The sequence below is a fragment of the Acinetobacter sp. ANC 4779 genome, assembly GCF_004331055.1.
Taxonomy (GTDB): domain Bacteria; phylum Pseudomonadota; class Gammaproteobacteria; order Pseudomonadales; family Moraxellaceae; genus Acinetobacter.
In genome coordinates this window covers 22,115-44,989 of record NZ_SJNU01000015.1, presented here as the reverse complement: position 1 = coordinate 44,989, position 22,875 = coordinate 22,115, and the positions used below count along the sequence as shown (strand labels likewise).

Here is a 22,875-nt window from a genome sequence, read left to right as displayed (position 1 = left end):
AAAAAGAGAGCGATTAGTTCTCTGTTTGTTCTACAGCAGGCGCTTCTGGAGAAGCATTTACTGGTGTATCGGTAAGATCAGTCTCTGGTGTAGCTTGAACCGCGTCATTATCAGTTTGCGCAGCTTCAGGTGTAGCCGCGAAAGCTTCATTTGTTTCTGCTGTATTCACCGGTGCTGCAGAAACAGCTTCATTAGTCACATCTGTTTGCGACATATCAGCCGCATTCACTGGTGTACCTGCAGAAGATGAAATCATCGATGCAGCAGCCACATTTTCATTAGTTTCATTCACTGGCGCTTGAGCAGCAGCTTCTTGACTCATGACTTGTTCAGCTTGTTGTGCAGCCAATTCAGCATTCGGTTGCATTGGGTCTGCATTTTCAGATGCAGATTGAGCTGTTTGCTCAACAGCAGGAGCATTTGCTTGTTCTGGAGATACTTCAGCAGCTTGAGCCGGAGTATTCATATCTTGTGGAGTTTGTGCTGCAGTTTGATCTGTAGTGGCCATGCTTTGAGATTCAGTCTCAGATCCAGCTTGAGCAGGTTCAGCAGTGATTTGACTTGCATCAACAAGACGGATTTGACCGCTTGCCACTAAGTCTTGAATTGAACCTGCTTGACCATTCACGGTAGTAGTCACTTTAACTTTAGATAAACTTTCTAAAGAATCGCCAAGTTGAATTGCGGGTTCTGCGAATGCAGTTGCACTCATTAATCCTGTTATGAGACTTAAACCTAAAAGCTTCGAATGCATAAAATACTCCGTAGAAATGATAATTCCGAATCTTGCATGCTTTCACCTTGTCATAATCAGGCTCGGTTTTTCAATCAAACATACGTAAAGTCATTAAGAGTCTTTATAAAACCCTTAGAAAATAAGACATATTGTTACAACAACAGTGCTTTTTTTGAGCAGGTTTTGCCTAAATGTTAAACAAACAACTTTTGCTACATATACTTCATTTTCGCGGCTTGTTAAGCTCGGTAAAAATGAGTGTTTATCTAGAAATGGCCATTAGAAAACGTAAAACCAGTAAATCTTGGGTTCAACTTTTAAATCAAAATAGCTTAAAAATTATTTTGGGTTTGGTCGCGACCAGTAGTTTTGCGATTGCGTTTGGACAGGAAAAAATCCAACAATTTGTTTCATTGCCATCTTCATCCAGTTCGGCTTGTTTAGATCAATTTTATCGTGATATTCCACCTTATTTAGTAAAAGAAAGCCTTAATAAAAATACTTATCCGCTGTGTTTTAATGGCTTTAATGTAATGTATTCCGGCGTGTCCAAAACCCCTTTGTGGGTTGCTGAAGCCTTGACTCCGCAACGTTTAAGTCAAAAAATTCCGCGTGAAGACAGTTTTCATGAAGAATCTAAAGTCAAAGTAGAACATCAGGCGACCTTATCGGATTATAAAGCGTCCGGTTATGATCGTGGACATATGGCACCCAATGCAGATATGCCTACCAAAGCTGCGCAAAATGACAGTTTTTCTCTAGCCAATATGGTGCCGCAAGCACCTAAAAATAATCAGCAAGTCTGGCGTGAGTTAGAGGAAGCGACGCGCGCGATTGTGACCAAGCAGAAACAAGAGGTTTATGTCGTTACTGGCCCCGTATTTACTGCGAAAAAACTCAAAACCATTGGTAAGGGGGTCATTGTTCCAACAGCGACCTATAAAGCCGTTTATATGCCAAAAACAGGGGCGGCAGGTGTGTATTATGCCGACAATACCCTAAAAAGTACTGCCCCAAAAGTGCAGGTGATTAGCATATGTGCTTTGGAGGATCTTACTGGAATCAATATTTTTCCTCAGCTAACCGAAGACCAAAAGCGTAATACTTACAATTTGCCATTAAGGGCAAGTGCGGTCAAAGCGACTCAGAAAATTGCCTATTCACATTGGGATGCAGAAAGTCAATGTGCCGAAGAAGTGAGTGCAGATGCACTGAGCGCTTTGCAGAAACAGTTTAAATCATCCTCGGTAAAATCGTCTTCAACCGCGAAGACTGCACCATCGGGTGATAACCAGAATGCGGCTCCAGCGCTTGATCCAAATACTCAAGATACGATTGTTAAACAATTGATTGAAGGACTTTTACAGTATATTTTACAGTTGTTGAAATAAGCAGTTTTTAGGTAGGAGAAGAGGAGTTGTCCTACTTTTTAAATAACAACAAAGACAAGTGAGAATATAATGTTTAAGCCCTTTGAAAATGGTACCGAATCACATGCGATTCATGACCTCACTTTGGAAAACCAAGAAGATTGCGTCAGTATTTATGGCAACTTGCAGTTGACTAAAGATCGGGCTGGCTTACAGGCTGCCAAAGCTTTACAGGCATTTTTAAATGATGTGGTTAGTGCTCTAGAGAGTGAGCCGAATTTGCCTGAAAAAATCGATCGGCAAGATGAACAGGAAATTGAAAATCCATTTTTATAAAATATAACCCCTCATTATGTTCCATGTGGAACATAAAAAAAGCTCACATAACGTGAGCTTTTTTTATGGAGGTTGTTTTAGTCTTTTTCAGGAGCCATTACTTTATCAATAAACATTTCTCAATCACAACAGCATGAATAGAAATGACATTTGTATGACTGAAATCAGCTTTTATCCATATTGCTGTTGTCGCCATTGTTGTGGTGTAGAGCCAGTCCATTTTTTGAAGGCACGCTGGAAGGCACTTTGTTCAGAATAGCTGAGCAATAAAGCAATTTCTTGCAGGCTCAAATGCGGATCTTTTAAATATTGTACTGCCAATAGGTGTCGAACTTCTTGCATGCGTTGCTGATAAGTAGTGCCTTGTTGTTGTAAATGACGTTGCAGCTGGCGTACCGACATGTTTAATTGCTGCGCAATAGCTTCGATTTGATACAGGTTTTTTTGTATGCCGGTTAGAATTGCCTGTTGTAGCCGTTGATCCATTTGGGTGGAATGAGGAAGCTTGTCTAAAAGAGACCGAGCTTGCTGCATCAGTAAATTTTGCAGAGTTTGATCACCCTGACGTAATGATTTTGCCAGCTCAGACACAGGTAAAATAATTTGTGCGACGGGTTGTGAAAAGCGAACTTTGCAATGGAAATATTGCTCATATAATGCAGTATTTTTGGGTGCTGGATGGACAAAATGAACTTCATGCACGTGAATATCATCAAAGTCCATAAAGTATTTTAGAAACTGTAACATCAACGCGATCGCAAGCTCATGGGTGACTTGAGTGGTAAGATGAAAGGGAATATCTCCCCAGCCAATTGCTAAGTAGTCTCCAAGTATGTTGACATGCAGGGGGCTGCCATCATAAATCAGGCGATGAAAATCATAATAACGTTGTAAAGCTTCAGCCAGGGTATTACAGGACAGGGCAATATAAGCAATGATGCCCAAATGTTTCGGTTGTACAGAGTCAGCAATATCTAAGCCCAGTGCCAGCATTTGAGTATGCTGTTGCATATCTGTCAGCAAGTCACGAAAAATACTGAAGTCAAAGCGTTCCAGGTTTTGAACCTGTTGCAGTTTTTCAGAAATCACTAAGCCTTTGGCTTGGCTATAGGCATAAAGTAAATGCCCAAGCCCACCATAAACAGAGCCGGTATAATCTTTAAATCGCTGCATTATGATCTTTTTATTGTCGTAATTTATCAATGAATTTTTATGTTAAGGTCAATATTTAGCACAGTTCATTGTCTATATTCAATACAATTGATGGAGAAATGATATGTGGAAAGGTTTTTTGTTTGGACTGGTTGTGGCCAATGGCTTTGAATGGATAGCGCACAAATATATTTTGCATGGTACCCATCGTCATGGAAAGCCGCGTTATAGTCCTGTACCTGAAAGCATGAAATCACATTGGGAACATCATCGTGAAGTTCGAAAAACGGCATTTCACGACTATGGCTATGTCGAAGGCATTTCAAACTGGCGCACCAAAAATGAAATCCTTTCTCTGGCAGTGGTGGCGACAAGTACCAGTTTAATGTTTTATCCTGTCTCGAAAGGCATGGCTGTGGCCGCGGTCTACAGTGCCTGCAATTATTACTATATTCATCGTCGTGCCCATTTAGAGCCAGACTGGGCAATGAAAAAAATCCCCTGGCATTATGATCATCATATGAACTCAAATCAGGATGCCAACTGGTGTGTGACCAAACCCTGGTTTGATTATGTGCTCGGAACCCGGGTGATTTCATCAAAAGATTTGCAAGAACAGAATCCGCTGGGTATTACATTAGCGCAACCTATCTCAAAGGTATTGAATTTTATCTCGGCCACTTACTTTCCTGCAAAATGGATAGAAAAGTGATGCAATGATCAGTGGAGATATAAAAAATATAGCAGTTAGGCGTTTTTAATTTTATTGAGTTTAAATTAATATTTTGATTTTAAATAGACTATTGCTGTTGGTCTATTAAAGTAATGTCGTAAATTGTCAACGTTATTGGCATTAATGGTCAATATTCCAAGGCTTTTTTATTCTATATTTGCCGCACCGTTAAGTTGTAAGCAAACTTGACCTAGTTAGTGTATCTAGTCTGGTGTTTTATCTTGCAAGAAACCACGCGCTGTAGTTTTCTTGGGTTTATAGGGAGTCTCTAAGACTCCCTTTTTTTATCTAAAATTTTTATTAATACTTCATTAAAATAAAAAAGAGTATTTTAAAAACACTCTTTTTGAGAAGAAGGTATTAAAGTTTTACAGGCGCATTTCGATGCCTTGTGCAGCTAGATATTGTTTTGCTTCAGGAATGGTATGTTGACCAAAGTGGAAAATAGAAGCGGCCAGAACTGCATCTGCTCCGCCTTGCAAAATACCATCTGCTAAATGTTGTAAACAGCCGACACCGCCCGAAGCAATGGTCGGAATGTTCACGCGATTATTGATTTGACGCATGAGTTTGAGGTCATAACCGGATTTGGTGCCATCAGCATCCATAGAGGTAATCAGCAGTTCTCCGGCACCATATTCGGCCATTTTTACAGCCCATTCCAAGGCATCAATCCCGGTTGCTTTACGCCCACCATGAGTGAAGATTTCCCATTTATTGTGAGCCGTTTTTTTCGCATCAATGGCAACCACAATACACTGTGCGCCAAAGCGTTGTGATGCTTCTTGGACAAATTCCGGATTAAACACCGCAGCCGAGTTAATGCTGACTTTATCTGCGCCGGCATTGAGTAATGAGCGAATATCATCCACTTTACGCACACCGCCACCCACGGTTAAGGGAACGAATACACTTTCTGCCATACGTTCCACAGTACGATAAGTGGTGTCACGGCCGCTTGAGGTTGCAGTAATGTCTAAGAAGGTAATCTCATCGGCACCTTGTTCGTTATAGCGACGTGCCACTTCAACCGGGTCGCCTGCGTCACGAATATCAAGGAACTGCACACCTTTCACCACTCGACCATTATCTACGTCAAGGCAAGGAATAATACGTTTAGCAAGCATAATTTTTTCCAAAAATAACAGCCGATTATGAAACTTCGCCACGAAGGTGCTACACCTTGGTAGTTGGAGCGGGTATTCTATCAAAATTATGTAAGTTTTTTTGCAGGTTTTCTATGTCGGTTTATACCCCTTTGACTTTACAGGAAGTTCAGGCTTTTGCAGCACCTTATGGATTAGAGGTGGTTGACCTGATTCCCATTCAAGGAGGTATTCAAAACACAAACTATTTTTTAGTCTGTGCAAACGCCAAACATTATGTGCTGACTATATTTGAAGAGATGGATGAGCAAGGTGCAGGGGAATTGGTTCCCGTACTTGAGCATTTGGGCAAACAAGGTTTAGCGGTGCCAGTGCCCTTAAATTATGCGGGTAAAGCTATTCATACGCTAAAAAATAAGCCTGCTCAAATTGCGCCGCGCATGATGGGTCAACATCCGATGCCATCGACTGTGGAACAAGCACAAGCAATTGCCATTGCACAGGCGAAAATGCATATCGCATTACAAGATTTTCCTTTAGAACGGGCAGAATATCGTAATCATGATTATTGGTTACAAGTCGCCAAAGAATTAAAACCGACTTTAAATCCTGCGGATGCTATTTTGTTGAGTGAAGTTCTGGGGCTGTATGAGGCTTTAACCGCAGTCTATCCTGACCGTCCTAAAGGCTTTATTCATTCAGACTTGTTCCGTGACAACACCTTGTTTGAAGGGAATGAATTAAAGGGTATTCTAGATTTTTACGAACTGAATAAAGATGAATTTCTGTTTGATCTCGCGATAACTTTAAATGACTTCTGTACCGAATATCCAGAAGTGCATTTAAATGAAGTTAAGGCACAAGCATTCTTGGAAGCGTATGAAACCGTACGTCCATTAACTACTGATGAAAAAGCCTGTTTAGAGATATATTTGGCGATGGCAGCAGCTCGGTTTTGGCTGATGCGTTTACAAGTGGCACAAAAAAATGCACAACAGGGACGTACTGGCGATGATATTTTGCAAAAAAATCCACAAGAGATGCGTAATATGCTGGTAGAAAGACTAAAATTTGTCACTGCTTAAAATAAATAGGAAATAAAAATGCGCGATCAGGGGCGATTAGTCGAATGGTTTGATGACAAAGGCTATGGTTTCATTCAACCGAATGATGCCTCGAAAGATCGCGTGTTTTTACACATCAAGGATTTTGCTCGTCAAGGGCCACGTCCTATTGTCGGTTGTGCACTGGAATATACGGTATTATTGGATGGGGAAGGGCGTTTCCGTGCACAACAGGTAATGTATCTCAAAGCCTCGCAAACACAAAAAATACTGGCTAAACCGAAAAACGTAAATGGACAAACACAAAAATTAAAACCAATGCAAATTGCCTGTGTAGCTTATATCTTGGCTTTGGCTGTTTTTACCATAGCTGGCTTGTTAAGTGGAATGGTGTTGTTATTTATCAGCATCATGAATGCCATGACCTATTGGATGTATGCACAAGATAAAGAGGCGGCATTACTGGGTAATCGCCGTGTACCTGAACAGACTTTACATATTTTATCCTTTCTTGGGGGCTGGCCTACAGCATGGCTGGCACAGGAAAAATTGCGTCATAAAACACAAAAACAACCGTTTAGAAAGATTTATTTTTGTACTATAGGCTTAAACATTCTTTTGATTTTATGGCTAATTTCTCCTTTAAACTTTCTTAAATTTTAAAGGAGAACAATTACTTTAAAAGGTCTAACAATGAATTATTCTATTGATAAAGACTCTAATCGTACTCTGACTTTAATTCTTTATGTCCTTTATATTATTGCTATTTTTTCAGCTGGTTTACTGGCAGTCATTGCATTAATCATTAACTATGTTAAACGTGGCGATGTACGTGGCTCTATTTTTGAAAGCCACTTTACCTGGCAAATCCGCACTTTCTGGTGGTATTTATTCTGGAATGTTATTGCTTTTATTCCGTTCTTTTTCCTATTTTTTACCGGTGAAAATACCGATCTTTTCGCAGGTGTTGCACTCATTGCAACTACATTCTGCCTTATGGTGATTGGGATCTCCTGGATCTGGATTGTCTATCGGGCTATTCGCGGTATTATTCGCTTGAATGATAATCAACCGATGTATCAATAATAACGACTGATAAATAAAAATAAAAAGGCAGCTTAAAGCAGCCTTTTTTAATAGGATCGTTCTGGCAATTAGTGGAGTACCTCTCCCTCGCAGACTATATTTTTTATCGCCTGATTTAGTTTATTCCTTCTTCCTATGTGAGAGAGCCAGGGTCAGGGAATAGAAAGCAATTAAACTCTTAAGAGCTCACTTGCTTATTTTTCTTGAAAAAACTTGGCTTCCATTCACTGAAAATTACACCCATCACCACCAATGCACCGCCTAAAATGGCAAGTATGGGTAAGCGTTCACCAGCCAGTCGTCCAATCAGGGCGGCCCAGACTGGTTCACCCGAATAGATAATAGCAGCTTGTGAAGGATCAACTTCGCGCTGTGCCCAGTTCATCACCAACTGAATAGCTGCACTGGCCAAACCCAGTCCAGATAGAATGATCAGAAGTGGCCAAGAAAATGCCGGATTCCAGACTTCACCCGTCACAGGCATCATGCAAAAAGCAAAAAGAGAAGCAAAGCCAAGCTGAATCACTGTTACTCGGCGGACATTGACTTTACCGGCAAAAAAACCAATCAGGATAATTTCAAGGGCGATGGCGATTGAACCCAGAATGGTAATCAGCTGCCCAAAGTTCAGTTGTAGGTGTCCAAAGCCGTTGCCAGTCAAAAATACGAGACCGAGAAAAGCCAGTCCTGCACCGCACCAAGTCATAAATTGTGGCGTTTTGCGAAACAATAGCCACAACAGAAGCGGTACTAAGGGCACATACAGCGCGGTTAGAAAAGCTGATTCACTGCTACTGATACTTTGTAGTCCAATGGTTTGAGTACCATAGCCAATCGCGATCACCAACCCAATCAATGCACCCGCAGCAATTTCTTTAAAGTTAATGCCACTTAGATCTTTCCAGGAAAAAAGACTGACAAACAGCATGGCTACAGCAAAGCGACAGCCGACAAAAAACATCGGGCTAGCAAAATTTAAACCGTATTGCACAGTAAGGAATGATCCACCCCAAATGATGGTAATCAGAATTAAGGCAAGTTGCGGGGCTTTGGTTTTAAACCGAGAAGGAGCGTTTGACATGTCTATAGAGCGAAGAAATTCATGGAAATAAAAAAGAGGTCCGAAGACCTCTTAAGGATAAATCAATACTTAGATGGATTGATCATCCCAAAGTGATTGCGCTTCACGAAGGTTTAATGTGCCTTCATAAATTGCACGACCGGTGATCGCACCTAAAATACCCGGTTGGCCTTTTAAATTGCGAACGTCGTCAAGATTGGTTACACCGCCAGAAGCAATTACAGGCAAACCTGAATAAGTCGCCAAATTTACAGTCTGTTCGATGTTGACACCTTGCATCATGCCGTCACGTGCGATGTCGGTATAAACAATGCTGGATACACCGGCATCGGCAAAGCGTTTTGCCAGATCAGTCGCTTTAATGTCAGTGATATTTGCCCAGCCATCGGTAGCCACCATACCATTCATGGCATCGATACCGACAATGATGTGACCGGCGAATTTTCTGCAGGCTTCTTCAACAAATTCAGGATCCTGAACTGCTTTAGTCCCGATAATCACAAAAGATACGCCAGCTTGTAGATAATGCTCAATGGTTTCCAACGAACGGATACCACCGCCAATCTGGATCGGTAAATCCGGCTGAGATCTAGCAATGGCTTCAACCACTGGCTTATGAATGGGCGTACCGGCAAAAGCACCGTTTAAATCAACCAAATGTAAGCGGCGCGCGCCTTCATTTACCCAATGCTGTGCAGTTGCAACTGGATCGTCAGAAAATACGGTATCGTCTTCCATGCGGCCTTGTTTTAAACGAACACATTTGCCATCTTTCAGGTCAATTGCAGGGATGATCAGCATGCTTTCGCTCCTTGCCTAATCTCGTTAAAGTTATTGTTTGTCATCTTAACAAAGTATTGCTAAATCTCTAAGCCTCAGTTTCAGCTTTTATTTTGTTCGGGCGAATGCGTAATTTTAATGATGTGTTGGGAATATGTTCAGGCAGTAAGCCCAAACGATGCAATTCTTCAAACACCAGAACAGGTGCATAAGCATCGGCAGCCGCATATTGAATTTGGGCCGGAGTCAGTATTTTACGCGCCCAGTTGGAGGTGCTGATTTTTTTACTTTTAGGAAAATTCACTTGAAATAAAAGTGCCATGGCATTTTTCAGCCCCATGGGATTGGGGAAACCAAAGGCGGAGAAGCATTTCGACAGTTCAACCACACTATTCAGCTCAATGCCTTTTTTCCGAAACAGATGCGCATCATTCTTTAAACCAAATCCTACTTTGATTTGATCCCGATTTTCAAAAACAGGTTTTAGAAATTCTAATATTTGAGGGTTAATTTGAAATAAATAGGCGCTATCGTGACTGGCCAACTGGATCAGATGCGGCCCGGTTGACACTTCACCTTTGGCAAAGGTCGGTTTGGATTCGGTATCGAAACCCAGTAGTGCACAGCTTTTCAATTCTTGTTCAATAGCAAGGCATTGTTCAATACTGTGAATGAGATGAATCTGTTGCATAGGAAGATTCTCAAACACAGGCAATTCCTGAATTTGTTCTTTGCTCGGCAGCGTTTGAAGCAGAAATTCTTCCATAATGAATCGAGATAGTGATTTATTTTAAATTCAGCTTAATCGCTTTTCAGATTTTACGCAAAAGTAAAGCCCACCAGTCATGGGCTTTATCCAGAATTTAAACGTATTCAGTGGCGTGATGGATACTTTATTCCATCTGTACCTGTTGAGCGCGAGTCACATAATCTTGATAAGCTGAAAGTGCAATTGCCGCTACAAGAGTGAGAGGAAAAATTAAAATATAAATCCATCCCAGCACTTTTTCCCAGCCTTGGGTGATACGTCGAGGACCATATGCATTGCTTCTGTCATTGCCTTTGGCAAAAATCAGGTAAAGGATAAAAATGAGATTCAGCAGAGGGATTAAGATCAGCAGCGATAACCATCCCGTATGATTGAGGTCATGTAGGCGGCGAATGGTAAAAACAAAACTAAAATATAACAAGGCAAGATAAGCCCTCCCGATGAGAACCGTTGCCAGAATGGAAGAGCCAGTCATGGCAGTGGCGGGATCAACAAATAAGTCCGGTGAAAAAGCTGCAATTATCCCAATAATAATCAGGATAGAAAAGCTCATCAGCATGTTCCAGCCCAATTAAGATAGGCGACCGAAACGACCACTTGGGTTTAAGGCTGACTCATTGCGTTGATAGGTTTGATTCATTTTTTTATTCCCCATTGTTTTAATTATTTTTTAAATATAATGATTTGCACAAATATAATAACAATTAAAATGCATAAAAAACAGTCAATCTGATATAGGCTACTCAATTTGAACCCATAAAAAAGCCCAACCAGAGTTGAGCTTTTAAAATACCAAACAGTGAATGTCTAGATTTTCCATTCCACAAAATTTTTCAACAGTTGCAAACCGGCAGTATGACTTTTTTCCGGATGGAACTGGGTGGCAAACAGGTTTTCTGTATGCAGCGCAGTACAAAATTCTAAACCGTAATCACAAGTTGCAGCGACCAGAGCGGTATCTTTCGGTTCAACATAAAAACTGTGCACGAAATAGAAACGTGCATCCTGTTCAATGTCTTTCCACATCGGATGGCTTGGGTCTGCCTGATGCACCTGATTCCAGCCCATATGGGGAACTTTTAAACCGGCCATCTCAGGAAAATGCTTCACTTCACCTGCAAAAATACCCAGCGCATCTGTACCGCCATTTTCTTCAGAGCGTTGCATCAACGCTTGCATGCCGACACAAATCGCCAGTACAGGCTTGTTGAATACCGCATGGCGTACGACTTCATCAATACCGGCTTCATGCATACCTTGCATGCAGTCACGCATTGCACCTACACCCGGAAATACAATTTTATCAGCTTGGGCAATCAGCTTGGGATCATTGGTCACATCGACAGTTGCGCCGACATGCTCTAAGGCTTTGGCTGCAGAGTGTAAATTTCCCATGCCATAGTCAAGAAGGGCAATACGGGTCATTACAAACTACCTTTGGTTGAAGCAACAGTATTTTCTGCACGTGGATCAATTTCACAGGCCATACGCAGTGCGCGTGCAAAGGCTTTAAATGTACATTCGATCTGGTGATGGCTGTTTTTGCCTTTCAGGTTGTCAATATGCAGCGTCATTAGCGCATGATTCACAAAGCCTTGAAAAAATTCAGAGAATAGATCAACATCAAAGCTACCAATACGGGCGCGAGTGAATGGAATATCCATCCACAAGCCAGGGCGACCAGATAAATCAACCACTACACGGCTTAAAGCTTCATCCAGTGGTGCATAAAAATGACCATAACGACGTAAGCCTTTTTTATCACCGAGCGCTTGTGCGAAAGCCTGACCCAGTGTGATACCACAGTCTTCGACGGTATGGTGATCATCGATATCCAGGTCACCATCACAATGAATATCGATATCGAATAAGCCGTGTCGCTTGATTTGATCAATCATATGATCTAAAAATGGAATACCTGTGTTGAGGGTGCCTTGACCCGTACCATCAAGATTCACCCGAACTCGAATTTTGGTTTCGTTAGTGTTTCTTACCACTTCACTGATACGTTGCGTCATAGACACGTTCCTCAAAAAACGTCAAAAATGATGATGTAAAAATTTTTCGCGATGACGAAATCATCGCATATTAGATTGCTCAGGAGGGTTAATCAATGCCTATTACCGTACATGCTTATACTTCACTAGAAAACGACGAAGTGCGCAGCCAGCTTGAGCGACTGTATGACACCAGCCCGGAATTTGGAGATGGGCAGGATGCCATTGAACAACTAGAGCAAAACTTGGCTCAGTATACCTTAGTTTATACAGCAGAATTTAATACTAAACTGATTGGGGCAATTTGGTGTACCGGGCAAGGGGAAAGCAAGATCCTGGAAAATATTGTAGTGCATCCGGCTAACCGTGGACGCGGGGTGGCAGAACGACTGGTGAGCGAAGTCTGCCGAATTGAAGAAGATAAAGGGGTGAAGACCTTTGAGCCGGGCTGTGGCGCCATTCATCGTTGTCTGGCGCATTTGGAAAAAATTTAAGCTTAAACAGAGTGTAAAAAAGCAGTCTTGAGGCGAATGCCAGTCAGTGAAGAAATTGACTGGCATTTTTTATTGTGAATTCATCATGTTATTTGATACGTGAAAATGTCATTCGCAATGGTTTGAGCTATGAGATGCCTTGCACTGCAAGATACTTTTCTTGCCAACCCAAAATATATTTTGAGGCTTCTCATTGGGTAGATGAAAAACACGGTTTTGCAGGAAACAAACCAGCTGCCAATATTTGATCTAAAAAGCCAGCAAGTTAATTAAACACCTTTTAACTGATCAGAACTTAAGCCTGGAGACTGTTTTTTATGCCTAAAAATGTGCTGTGTGAAATAATGAATTGAGTTTTAAATAAAAAATAATCAAATAACGTGAAATCTGCTGTAAAAATAAACGTTTGTTTAAAAAAGCATAAAACCTGCTTGACTGAAAAACACTTAAATTGTTTAATACGCTCCATTGGCGTGATAGCTCAGTCGGTAGAGCAACGGATTGAAAATCCGTGTGTCCCCAGTTCGAACCTGGGTCTCGCCACCATATTCAAAATCTATTTCAAGATTTCAATCCCTGATCTGATCAGGGATTTTTTTTGGGCAAAAAATATTCGATCAAATAAAAATGTCATGAATTATATTGACTATTGATGCCAGATACGGCTTAATACACCGCATCGGCGTGATAGCTCAGTCGGTAGAGCAACGGATTGAAAATCCGTGTGTCCCCAGTTCGAACCTGGGTCTCGCCACCATATTCGAAAAAAACCTCAAACATTGTTTGAGGTTTTTTTTTGTCAGCTTTTTTTGGGTCTGAACTTTTTTGGTATAAAATAACCGCAATAACAATTCGAGCATAAAAAATGAAAACAATCGGATGTTCAATATTCACTTTACTCTCTGTGCTGCTGACTGCCTGTGGTGGTAGTGGAAGCGGAGATTACTTCAACTCTTCCTTTGAGAAAACTTTTACTTTTGGTTCACAAACCTATGTTTGTCGCAGTGAAAGAGCAGCCAATGCCTGTGGCGGTCCGAGTCAGGACTGTTCCGCATGTGACTTACAGTCATCATCATCCCCGGTTATTACTCAGATATGTGCTCAACCCGTAGCGAATACCCATAGAGTTACAACGGATGGTTGCATACTAAGACTCACGAATGACACCCAGACAGGAATCTGTACTTCAGAAGGATTGAGATTGCTTTCAGGAACCAATTTCACCAGACAGCAAGTGAGTAAGGGCACATTATTTTCGCGTGGAAGTTTAAGTGTCACTGTCGGAAATCTGACTGAAACCATCACCTGTAATTCATAGTTATTAACAGCTATGAAATTTTTTATGCCGTGGGTTATGGGCATCCTGTGTTTTGGATTGGGCTATTTTGTTGCCTCATCCAAGTCTGAATCTGTACCGCCTGTTCGTGAATCACGTCAGGATATTGCTGTGGAAAATTTTATTCAGCGGATCCAGCAAAAAGTGCAGATTCAACCTGAAAATCAACTTGCATTACAACAGCAGTTAAAAAATCAGAAAGTACAGATCAATTCAGTTATAGAGAGCGCCACTCCTGAACAGATCAATACGTATCTTGATCAGACTTTTCCAGGCTATGACTTATCCAGTATTCAAAATAAGCGCGTGTTTGCCAAACGTCTGGTCAGTGAATTTGTCGATGCAAAAAACGATGCGAATGAAGTCTTGGCAGGTCAGGCCTCGGTGACGACCCAACAACAATATTTAGCAGGAGATGTGTTGCCGAGGCAGATTTATGCCGGACAGCAGTTATTTGCCCATTTTGACACTTTGGGAAAAGTATCCAATAACGAGCAGGTTTTTATCCGCTGGAGTAACCAGTCTACAGGTGAAGTACTATTTTTTATGCCGCAGCGGGTAAGTAGCAATCGGGAGCAAAACTGGGTCAGTTTTAATCCGGTGCAAGGATGGAAAGCCAGTACTTACGATGTTAAATATTATCAGTTGAATGATCAGCTTAATCCGATTGCCCAAGTCAGTTTTACAATTGATCAGGTGATTGATTAAATTAAGCAATATTTTGAGAATAGTTTAATGAAAGACCTCTTTTCGAATCATAGTCTTGGTTATAAACAAGCCCGCCCAAATTACTCCATTCAAATTGTGAAAGAAATTTTAAAGCATGTGCCGCAACGGAATTTCGCATGGGATTGTGGAGCAGGGTCTGGACAGTTCACCCAATTATTAGCCCCGTATTTCGATCAGGTGGTGGCAAGCGATATTAGTGAAGCACAGTTGCAGCAAGCGCCTTATTTTGAAAATGTCAGCTATCAGCTGCAAGCGGCAGAGCAAAGTAATCTTCCTGCACAATCTATTGATCTGGTTACGGTGGCTCAAGCCATTCACTGGTTTGACTTTGATGCCTTTTATAAAGAAGTCAAACGGGTGCTTAAACCGCAAGGGGTGTTCGCTGCCATTGGTTATGGCTTAATTGAGGTGCAGGATGCTGCGGTTAACAGTTTGGTTCAACAGCTGTACTTTGAAACGCTAAACGGTTATTGGGACAGTGAGCGCCGTTATATTGATGAGTTGTATCAAACCATTCCGTTTCCTTTTAATGAGCAGGCTGTAGCAGAGATGCATTTGCAATATCAATGGTCACCACAGCAATTATTGAGCTATCTAAGAACCTGGTCAGCGCTCAAGCATTATCAAGATAAAAATGAGCATGATCCGCTTCAGTCGATTTCAAACGCTTTAAAAGTTGCGCCTGAAAAATTAGATGTAACATTTCCTGTCCTGCTACGTATAGGAACGGTTTAAAAATAAAAAATTAAGCCAGCGGGATATTGGGTTGTTTTAGAGTAATAATTCAAAGCTAAAAAGATGATTTTTAGAAAATTAATATAATAAAAATGGAATTTTTTAATATAAATTTCATGTATATAAAGATACTAAATCAAATGATTTTTGAATAAAAATTAAAATTCAATTCAGACCGCTTATCGGGGCAAAGGCTGTCAAATAAAGGGTTTATTATAGAATTATGAGTGTTAAAGGTTGTTTATTTACTTTTATTTTTTTTGAGTAGGACTGCCATGAAGCTCCCAAAATATATGTTTTTTGCTGTCATGTTGATGCTTGGACATTTTTCTCTATCTTATGCTTTTGCCGATACTGCTGAAATGCCTGTATTAAGAATGATGGCAGAACCGGAATTAAGAGCTGAAACTACAAGCATCATTCAATATCAGCAAGATCCGCAAAAAGTAAGAGCTTTGCAGCATCGGATTATGCAGATCCAGCTGGATACTCAAAATTTTGTGGTTAATCCGACCATTTTAGCGAGCATCGATCTTGTGCCTGATGGGCCAATGCCCGATATAAACAGCTTGCCATTGGAACAGCAGCAATATGTTCTGGCGGTTGCACAAGGTTTGCAGTCACCTGATCCAAGAGAAGGCCTGTATATTATCCTTGAACCTTTTGGGATAGACCGCAGCGCAACTAATGTACAAATTGCTCGAGAGCAAATTTCGATGGGTATTTTGGAAAATACTGCGCGAAATGAATCCATCAGACAGTTGCAACAACAGCAGGGCTCTATTCAAAATAATGCTATGCGCTAGTTTTAAAATATTGATAGAAAAATAAATGTTTTCTGTAGAAAGAAAAAGGATGCTCACAGGCATCCTTTTTTTGAGCTAAAATGCGTTAAAGCAAATTAAGCTGCAGATTTTTTAAACCAAGAGAAGAAACCTTTTTTCTCAGCTTTTACTTCAGCTTTAGCAGCATCCGCTTTTTCAGCAGTGGCTTCTTGTACTTCAGCAGTTTTTTCAACAGTCGCGTCTTTTACTTCAGTGACTTGAGCAACAGTTGCGTCTTTCACTTCGGCAGTTTTTTCTACTACAGCATCTTTTGCCTCAGTTGCTTTAGCAACAGTTGCATCTTTGGCTGCTACAGTATTGTGTACAGCAGTATCAGTTGCTACAACAGCTTTTTCTTGAGTGGCCGCAGCTGCTGATTTAACTGTGTTTGCAGTCTGAATGCTCTCTGCTTTTACTTGAGCTTTTAACGCATCAACTTTAGCAGCCGGAGTCGCTTCTACAGTTGCAGTTGCCATAGCAGAGGTTGTTGCTGCAACTAAAGCCATAGCCATAGCAGTTTTAATAGTATTCATAGTCATCACTCTATAAAAAGGTTTGAAAAATAATGTGTTGTGAATACTATGCTTTCTAGGGGATGGTTTGGTTACAGGGCGCTTGACTGGTATTTTAATTGCGTGATTATTCAACTAAAATTACAAAGCAATAACATGATGTTGCGGTAGGTTACATTGCGTTTATTTTTTGCCGGGTGTGATGAGATAGAAATTGATACTTTTTGATGATTATAAGGATTAAATGTTCTTGGTTTTTCTCGGCAAAATTATATCGTTTTACGCATATAAGCCATACGCTATGTACTCAATAAAATTTATATCCAAGAAAATATCTATATAAGCTCCCATCGATGCTGATATTTAAATATTCTCGCGCAGCTAATTTTTACTTTGCTGGCACAAATTAAGCAAATGCCTGTACGAAACAGCAGTTCATCCCTGACACCTCTGTTCAACCGTTGACATCCATACCATCTTGGCGCGTATTTATGATGAAGAAAAATTTTTTCAATGAAATTAAAGGTGAATATTCATGAGAATTTGGCTCTAACATGCAGTTAAATAAAAGCACTTCATCTTTTCAAACATGACAGTTTTGCAATAAGACTGTCATTTGTTGTTCAAACTCTATTGCTAGATTAAAACGGTCACGAAGATCACAACATGAAATCTAGGCAGATGAGTCATGAAAACCCTACATGTTTTTGATGATATTCAGCATGTATACAGTGAGTTTGTTGAAAATAAAAAATATCCGAAACTGGAAAGCCTGAACAATCGGGGCAAGAGTCGGTCTTTCTTCAACCAGTATTTCCAGCTGATTGAAGGCTGGCATCATACCGAACAGATTGTGATTCAGTTCAATCAGCAATATTTTAGTCTGGACACAGGCAATTCGCCTGATTTTATGGACCGAGAAAAATACATGGCGTGGTTACGCGAACAACTGGTGTAGTAAAACTGAAATTTTATTACTTCTATTTTTTTAAAGGCCATCAAACTGTCCTTACCGGACGGTTTTTATTTTTTATAGGCTACCTAATCTATATGAATGCAATACGATCAGTTTATTTTCAATTTGATGTTGAGGCATATGCTAAAAACATAGTCAACTTATTAATTTCAGGATGACATCTTTTTTATGTTTTAAAAAAGCCTAGGCAGCTTTCTTTAACTAAGAGAACCAGCCTTTTTTCTCAGCTTTTACTTCTGCTTTTTCAGCCGCCGCATCTTTGGTTTTAACTACTTCAGTTTTCATAGCTTCAACTTTTACTTGTGCAGGTGTAGCACTTCTTTAGCCACAGTCTGGGTTGCTGTTTTAGTTACAACAGTTGTTGGAGCGATTTGACCTTCAGTTGCTATTGCGGAGGCAGAAGTCGCTACAAATACAGTCGCAATAATTGTTTTAAGCATGTTCATACAAACTCTTTTAAGTAAATAGGAAAAGAGGCTTGATCATATGCCTACTATTATAAGTAATTGATGAATAAAATTTTATTAGTTTATTTTTCAGCTAAACTTGCAGATTGAGAATAGGATGTTTCACAGCAGTTACATGAATCTAAAACCATTCCTAGAAAATATATCTCTAAAAAATATACTTTTGTGTGATTTTGTACCTACATTAAAAATATAATATCTAAAGAAAATTCAGAAAATCGTGAGAATGAATAAATTATTTTTAAGTATAGTAATCTTTTTGCTCGGTGCTTGTTCGGGTCTACAAGTAGAAATTACTAGTCAATTAGAAAAAAGAGTTCCAAATATTATAGAAAATGCTATGGATGTAGATACTAAAACTGATCTACAAGAAAAAGATAACGAAGATACAATACAAAAATTAATTGAAAATGCGGAGGCGGATACTTTAGGTGATGAATATAGATATTTTCCCATAGCTCAAAAAATAGTAAGAAATCAGGCCCCAGTCTATGATGCTCCAAACAATGGTAAGATGCTCAGAGTATTAAATAAAGACAGTAAAGTTTTTATTTTTGACCGTAAAAATAATTGGGAAAGAATAACAATAGAAAATGATTCACCTCAATGGATTGATAGTAAATATTTATGTAGTAATGAAACTTGTCATAAGGTACATGAACAAAGGGCACGATCTCGGGTAATTGTAAAAAATACCGATCGAAATATTAGCTCTGTAAGAAAATTGAATGAGCTTAAAACAAGTAATCAAAAATTAAATGCTGTATCTAAATCGAGTAAAAATTATTCCAAAAATAAATCAGATAATATTTATGGCAATAGTTGTTCTTGTGCAGTAGTAGATTATTGCGTAGGCCCAAGAGGTGGACATTACTGTATAACTAGTGGCGGTAATAAGCGATATTTACCGAGATAAAAAGAACCCCACACTAAGCGGGGTTCTTTTTTTCGAAGTATTTAAGAATTAAACACGTTCGATAATTGTCGCAATACCTTGACCCAAACCAATACACATGGTCGCAAGACCGATTTGCGTATCTTGTTGCTCCATCACGTTCAGCAACGTCGTTGTGATACGCGCGCCAGAACAACCGAGTGGATGACCCAATGCAATCGCACCACCGTTCAAGTTCACACGGTCTTGCTGGTCATAAATGCCTAAGCCTTTAAGAACAGACAAACCTTGTGCAGCGAACGCTTCGTTCAATTCAAATGTTTGAATATCAGCAATTGACAAGCCAGCACGTTTAAGCGCTTTTTGCGTTGCAGGAACAGGACCGTAACCCATGATTGCTGCGTCACAACCTGCAACCGCCATAGAGCGAATCACAGCACGTGGTTTAAGACCTAAAGCTTGCGCACGTTCAGCAGACATAAGCAACATTGCTGATGCACCGTCAGACAACGCTGAAGATGTAGCCGCAGTGACCGTACCGCCTTTTGGATCGAACACAGGACGTAAGCTTGCAAATGCTTCAAGATTTGAGTCAGGACGAATCACTTCGTCAATATCGCACAAAATTTTGAAACCGTTTGCGTCGTGACCTTCAACACCAATAATTTCGTTTTTGAAACGACCTTCTTGTGTTGCAGCCCAAGCGCGGCGGTGAGATTCTACACCAAACGCATCCTGTTCTTCACGGGTAATGCCGTTCATGCGACCCAACATTTCAGCGGTTAAGCCCATCATGTTAGACGCTTTGGCATAATGCTTAGAGGCTTCAGGGTTTAGGTCGATGCCGTGCATCATACCGACGTGACCCATATGCTCTACACCACCAATAATGAAGATATCACCTTGGTTGGTTGCAATTTGTGCCGCCGCAGTATGAATCGATTGCATAGATGAACCACAAAGACGGTTAACAGTTTGACCTGCAACAGTTTTTGGAAGATCAGCAAGCAATGCGATGTTACGGGCAATGTTCATACCTTGTTCTAAGGTCTGGTTTACACAGCCCCAGATCACGTCTTCAACTTCGTTGACATCAAACTGGTTACGAGCAACCAAGGCACGAACTAGTTCAGCAGATAAGCTGTCAGCACGTACATTGCGGAACATACCGTTTTTGGTTTTACCCATTGCTGAACGTACGCCATCAACGATGACAACGTCACGTGGATTTAAAGTAGCCATTCACGTTGCTCCTTAACCGTAGAATTTTTTGTTGTTAGCAGCCATGTCACGCAACATTTGTGGCGCTTCATAAGCTTTACCTAAGTGTGCATACTTGTCGCAAAGAGCAACGTATTCAGCAACACCTGTTTGGTCGATGTAACGTGCTGGACCGCCACGGAATGGAGGGAAACCTACACCCATGATCATCGCCATGTCTGCTTCTGATGCAGTCGCGACAATGTTGTCTTCTAAGCAACGGACAGTTTCGTTACAGAAAGCCAGCATCATACGGTCAATGATTTCTTGCGCATCAAATTCACGTTTTTCGCCAGTCACTACAGATGCAATCAATTCATACGCTGTAGGATCAACTTTTTTCGCTTTTTTGCCTTTACGGTCTAACTCGTATTTGTAGAAACCAACATCGTTCTTTTGACCCAAACGTTTTGCTTCATACATGGTTTGAATCGAACCTTTGAAGTCCGGTTTCATACGGTCAGGGAAGCCTTCCGCCATTACTTCTGCACCATGAACGCCCGTGTCGATACCGACAACGTCCATTAAGTAAGCAGGGCCCATTGGCCAGCCGAAGCGTTCCATTACTTTATCGATTTGCTGGAAGTCAGCGCCATCTTTAAGCAACAGGTCGAACGCACCGAAGTAAGGGAACAATACACGGTTGACCAAGAAGCCCGGGCAGTCGTTCACTACGATTGGGGTTTTACCCATTTTCTGAGCAAGAACCACAGTGGTTGCAATCGCTTCATCAGAAGTCTTTGCACCACGGATCACTTCAACCAAAGGCATCATGTGAACTGGGTTAAAGAAGTGCATACCAACGAAGTTTTCAGGACGTTGCAGGCTTTCAGCCAAACGCGTGATTGAAATCGTAGAAGTATTTGAGGCAATGATGGTGTTTTCGCGTACTGATTTTTCAGTATCCGCAAGCACAGCAGCTTTAATCTTTGGATTTTCCGTGACCGCTTCGATCACGATATCCACATCTTTAAACTCATCCAAGCTTAAAGTTGGGCGGATGCGAGCAAGGGTTTCACCCATTTTCGCAGGGGTCATCTTTTTGCGTTCAACTTGTTTGGTCAACAGTTTGGTCGCTTCAGACATACCCAATGCAAGTTGCGGGTTACCAATGTCTTTCATGATAATTGGTGTGCCTTTGCTTGCCGCTTGGTAAGCAATACCGCCACCCATGATCCCCGCGCCTAGAACAGCCGCCTGGTTTACCGGGTGTGCACCTTTTTCATGTTTTTTCGAAGTCTTCTTCACCAATTGGTCATTGAGGAATAAACCAATCAACGCGCCTGCTTGAGGCGTAATTGCAGCTTTAGCGAAACCTTCAGCTTCAACTTTTAATGCTTCGTTACGTGGAAGGCTTGCACCTGCCTGTAATGAGTCAAGAAGCAGTTTTGGCGCAGGGTATTGAGCAGGGTTTGCTTTGGCTAAAACCATGCCTTTAGAGGAGTTAAACGCCATCATCTGTTCGATTGGGCTAAGTTTAACGGGATCCAGTTTTTCCTGACGTTTGGTTTTCCAGTCAAGGCGACCAGCAATGGCCTGTTTAACCAGGTCAATTGCAGCGGCTTGCAGTTTGTCTGCAGCAACCACCGCATCAACAGCACCGTCTTTAAGCGCAGCATCAGGGCGTTTAGGATTGGCCATCGCCATCCATTCAACCGCGTTGTCGATACCAATAACACGGCTTAAACGAACCGTACCACCAAAGCCCGGAAAAATACCGAGTTTGATTTCAGGCAAGCCCACTTGAGCTGTTTCTGACATGACACGGTAGTCACAGACCAGACACATCTCAAAACCACCGCCCAATGCCATACCATTGATTGCAGCAACTTTAGGAATCTCTAAATCTTCAAAACTGTTGAAAATTTCGTGAACAGGCATTGCCCAATCCACAATTGCTTTTTCGCCTTGAGCAAAGTTATCACCAAACTCAGTGATGTCTGCACCCACGATAAATGTTGATTTACCAGAGGTAACGATTAAACCTTTAACGTCGCTATTGGCTTTAACAGCGTCAATGGCAGCTTTAAAGTCTTCAATCGTTGCACGGTTAAATTTGTTGACCGACTCATCTTGTAAGTCAAAGCGGAATTCTGCAATTCCGTCCGAAAGCATTTGGACGGTAATGGCATTGCCAGCGTGGATCATGCCTGATCTCCTTTATTTTGGAGGACTTATTAAGTTGATGTTTTGAAGCATGTACGCATTTCCCGCGCACATCGAACTTCGCTAATCTTACGATAACTATATCCAAAAAGAACATAACAAGTTGTATCAAGCGGTGACGCAAGGGTCATCAATTTTTTTTCAACAAACCCTTGTGATGAATAGCTTTAGTTTTGCTGTACCTTGTAAAAATGTGATGAACTTTTTGTTTAAATTAAGGTTTTTTAATCATTTCGTGGTTATTTATATCGGGGGTAAGTTCTGGATTGCA

Annotated in this window: 25 protein-coding genes, 2 tRNA genes and 1 pseudogene; 14 read left to right on the top strand and 14 right to left on the bottom strand. The window is 40.9% G+C overall.

All coding sequences use genetic code 11. From position 1 onward, the window contains the following. Positions 1-13: 13 nt before the first annotated feature. Positions 14-754: a hypothetical protein gene (locus tag E0H80_RS15095; protein WP_131367044.1), complete on the bottom strand. Its 741-nt coding sequence runs from the start codon at positions 752-754 to the stop codon at positions 14-16. Positions 755-1,008: 254 nt separating this feature from the next. Between E0H80_RS15095 and E0H80_RS15090 the strand changes: the two genes are divergently transcribed. Then, a complete protein-coding gene (locus tag E0H80_RS15090; protein WP_131367068.1) occupies positions 1,009-2,127 on the top strand; it encodes a DNA/RNA non-specific endonuclease in 1,119 nt (372 codons plus the stop codon). Positions 2,128-2,196: 69 nt separating this feature from the next. After that, on the top strand, positions 2,197-2,442 hold the full coding sequence (locus tag E0H80_RS15085; protein ID WP_067869475.1) for a hypothetical protein: 246 nt from the start codon (positions 2,197-2,199) through the stop codon (positions 2,440-2,442). Positions 2,443-2,613: 171 nt separating this feature from the next. Here the strand turns inward: E0H80_RS15085 and E0H80_RS15080 are convergent, their stop codons facing one another. Further along, entirely contained in the window at positions 2,614-3,615 is a 1,002-nt protein-coding gene (locus tag E0H80_RS15080) for an AraC family transcriptional regulator (protein ID WP_131367042.1), read from the bottom strand. A gap of 103 nt (positions 3,616-3,718) precedes the next feature. Between E0H80_RS15080 and E0H80_RS15075 the strand changes: the two genes are divergently transcribed. Next, positions 3,719-4,306 carry a hypothetical protein gene (locus E0H80_RS15075; protein WP_131367040.1) on the top strand — a complete coding sequence of 196 codons (588 nt, stop codon included), beginning with the start codon at positions 3,719-3,721 and terminating at the stop codon, positions 4,304-4,306. A gap of 389 nt (positions 4,307-4,695) precedes the next feature. Here E0H80_RS15075 and hisF read toward each other — a convergent pair whose 3' ends face one another. Next, entirely contained in the window at positions 4,696-5,454 is a 759-nt protein-coding gene (hisF, locus tag E0H80_RS15070; RefSeq protein WP_131367038.1) for an imidazole glycerol phosphate synthase subunit HisF, read from the bottom strand. A 113-nt stretch (positions 5,455-5,567) separates the two neighbouring features. Between hisF and E0H80_RS15065 the strand changes: the two genes are divergently transcribed. From E0H80_RS15065 to E0H80_RS15055, 3 genes are read left to right on the top strand one after another with little or no spacing between them, the layout of a single operon-like run. Next, positions 5,568-6,518, top strand: coding sequence for a homoserine kinase (locus E0H80_RS15065; protein WP_131367036.1), 951 nt, complete (start codon positions 5,568-5,570; stop codon positions 6,516-6,518). Between the two features lie 18 nt (positions 6,519-6,536). Then, positions 6,537-7,160: a DUF1294 domain-containing protein gene (locus tag E0H80_RS15060; RefSeq protein ID WP_131367034.1), complete on the top strand. Its 624-nt coding sequence runs from the start codon at positions 6,537-6,539 to the stop codon at positions 7,158-7,160. 30 nt (positions 7,161-7,190) lie between these two features. Continuing rightward, on the top strand, positions 7,191-7,583 hold the full coding sequence (locus E0H80_RS15055) for a DUF4870 family protein (RefSeq protein ID WP_131367032.1): 393 nt from the start codon (positions 7,191-7,193) through the stop codon (positions 7,581-7,583). A gap of 178 nt (positions 7,584-7,761) precedes the next feature. Here the strand turns inward: E0H80_RS15055 and E0H80_RS15050 are convergent, their stop codons facing one another. The 6 genes and pseudogenes from E0H80_RS15050 to hisB form a co-directional block, all read right to left on the bottom strand. Continuing rightward, positions 7,762-8,664, bottom strand: a complete 903-nt coding sequence (locus tag E0H80_RS15050) for a DMT family transporter (RefSeq protein WP_131367030.1) — start codon at positions 8,662-8,664, stop codon at positions 7,762-7,764. A 69-nt stretch (positions 8,665-8,733) separates the two neighbouring features. After that, on the bottom strand, positions 8,734-9,465 hold the full coding sequence (gene hisA, locus E0H80_RS15045; RefSeq protein WP_131367029.1) for a 1-(5-phosphoribosyl)-5-[(5-phosphoribosylamino)methylideneamino]imidazole-4-carboxamide isomerase: 732 nt from the start codon (positions 9,463-9,465) through the stop codon (positions 8,734-8,736). A gap of 67 nt (positions 9,466-9,532) precedes the next feature. Next, entirely contained in the window at positions 9,533-10,210 is a 678-nt protein-coding gene (locus E0H80_RS15040; protein WP_131367027.1) for a 3'-5' exonuclease, read from the bottom strand. Positions 10,211-10,337: 127 nt separating this feature from the next. Further along, a pseudogene (locus E0H80_RS15035) lies at positions 10,338-10,853 on the bottom strand (DUF805 domain-containing protein). A gap of 167 nt (positions 10,854-11,020) precedes the next feature. Beyond that, a complete protein-coding gene (gene hisH / locus E0H80_RS15030) occupies positions 11,021-11,638 on the bottom strand; it encodes an imidazole glycerol phosphate synthase subunit HisH (protein WP_131367025.1) in 618 nt (205 codons plus the stop codon). Continuing rightward, a complete protein-coding gene (gene hisB / locus E0H80_RS15025) occupies positions 11,638-12,231 on the bottom strand; it encodes an imidazoleglycerol-phosphate dehydratase HisB (protein ID WP_067869512.1) in 594 nt (197 codons plus the stop codon). The genes hisH and hisB overlap by 1 nt, the downstream gene beginning before the upstream one ends. 95 nt (positions 12,232-12,326) lie before the next feature. On the opposite strand from hisB, the gene E0H80_RS15020 reads away from it, so the two are divergent. From E0H80_RS15020 to E0H80_RS15010, 3 genes are all read left to right on the top strand, one after another. Next, positions 12,327-12,704: a GNAT family N-acetyltransferase gene (locus E0H80_RS15020; protein ID WP_067869514.1), complete on the top strand. Its 378-nt coding sequence runs from the start codon at positions 12,327-12,329 to the stop codon at positions 12,702-12,704. A 470-nt stretch (positions 12,705-13,174) separates the two neighbouring features. Beyond that, positions 13,175-13,250: transfer RNA gene (locus E0H80_RS15015), tRNA-Phe, on the top strand. Positions 13,251-13,385: 135 nt separating this feature from the next. After that, positions 13,386-13,461: transfer RNA gene (locus tag E0H80_RS15010), tRNA-Phe, on the top strand. 344 nt (positions 13,462-13,805) lie between these two features. Here E0H80_RS15010 and E0H80_RS16665 read toward each other — a convergent pair. Next, positions 13,806-13,982, bottom strand: coding sequence for a hypothetical protein (locus tag E0H80_RS16665; RefSeq protein WP_165494323.1), 177 nt, complete (start codon positions 13,980-13,982; stop codon positions 13,806-13,808). A gap of 64 nt (positions 13,983-14,046) precedes the next feature. Here E0H80_RS16665 and E0H80_RS15005 point away from each other — a divergent pair, with 64 nt between their 5' ends. From E0H80_RS15005 to E0H80_RS14995, 3 genes are all read left to right on the top strand, one after another. Next, positions 14,047-14,748 carry a hypothetical protein gene (locus tag E0H80_RS15005; protein ID WP_131367023.1) on the top strand — a complete coding sequence of 234 codons (702 nt, stop codon included), beginning with the start codon at positions 14,047-14,049 and terminating at the stop codon, positions 14,746-14,748. A 27-nt stretch (positions 14,749-14,775) separates the two neighbouring features. Further along, entirely contained in the window at positions 14,776-15,504 is a 729-nt protein-coding gene (locus E0H80_RS15000) for a class I SAM-dependent methyltransferase (protein WP_131367021.1), read from the top strand. A gap of 275 nt (positions 15,505-15,779) precedes the next feature. Beyond that, positions 15,780-16,310: a hypothetical protein gene (locus E0H80_RS14995; protein WP_228260006.1), complete on the top strand. Its 531-nt coding sequence runs from the start codon at positions 15,780-15,782 to the stop codon at positions 16,308-16,310. A 95-nt stretch (positions 16,311-16,405) separates the two neighbouring features. On the opposite strand, the gene E0H80_RS14990 is transcribed toward E0H80_RS14995, so the two are convergent. Then, positions 16,406-16,861, bottom strand: coding sequence for a hypothetical protein (locus E0H80_RS14990; protein ID WP_131367019.1), 456 nt, complete (start codon positions 16,859-16,861; stop codon positions 16,406-16,408). Positions 16,862-17,528: 667 nt separating this feature from the next. Here E0H80_RS14990 and E0H80_RS14985 point away from each other — a divergent pair. After that, positions 17,529-17,798, top strand: coding sequence for a hypothetical protein (locus tag E0H80_RS14985; protein WP_131367017.1), 270 nt, complete (start codon positions 17,529-17,531; stop codon positions 17,796-17,798). A gap of 314 nt (positions 17,799-18,112) precedes the next feature. Here E0H80_RS14985 and E0H80_RS17170 read toward each other — a convergent pair whose 3' ends face one another. Continuing rightward, entirely contained in the window at positions 18,113-18,262 is a 150-nt protein-coding gene (locus E0H80_RS17170; RefSeq protein WP_228260005.1) for a hypothetical protein, read from the bottom strand. 247 nt (positions 18,263-18,509) lie between these two features. Here E0H80_RS17170 and E0H80_RS14975 point away from each other — a divergent pair, with 247 nt between their 5' ends. Further along, positions 18,510-19,199, top strand: coding sequence for a hypothetical protein (locus tag E0H80_RS14975; RefSeq protein ID WP_131367015.1), 690 nt, complete (start codon positions 18,510-18,512; stop codon positions 19,197-19,199). Positions 19,200-19,247: 48 nt separating this feature from the next. Here the strand turns inward: E0H80_RS14975 and fadA are convergent, their stop codons facing one another. Then, complete coding sequence (gene fadA, locus E0H80_RS14970; RefSeq protein WP_067869528.1) at positions 19,248-20,420, bottom strand: acetyl-CoA C-acyltransferase FadA; 1,173 nt, start codon at positions 20,418-20,420, stop codon at positions 19,248-19,250. A gap of 12 nt (positions 20,421-20,432) precedes the next feature. After that, positions 20,433-22,586, bottom strand: a complete 2,154-nt coding sequence (gene fadB, locus E0H80_RS14965; protein WP_131367013.1) for a fatty acid oxidation complex subunit alpha FadB — start codon at positions 22,584-22,586, stop codon at positions 20,433-20,435. Positions 22,587-22,875 lie beyond the last annotated feature (289 nt).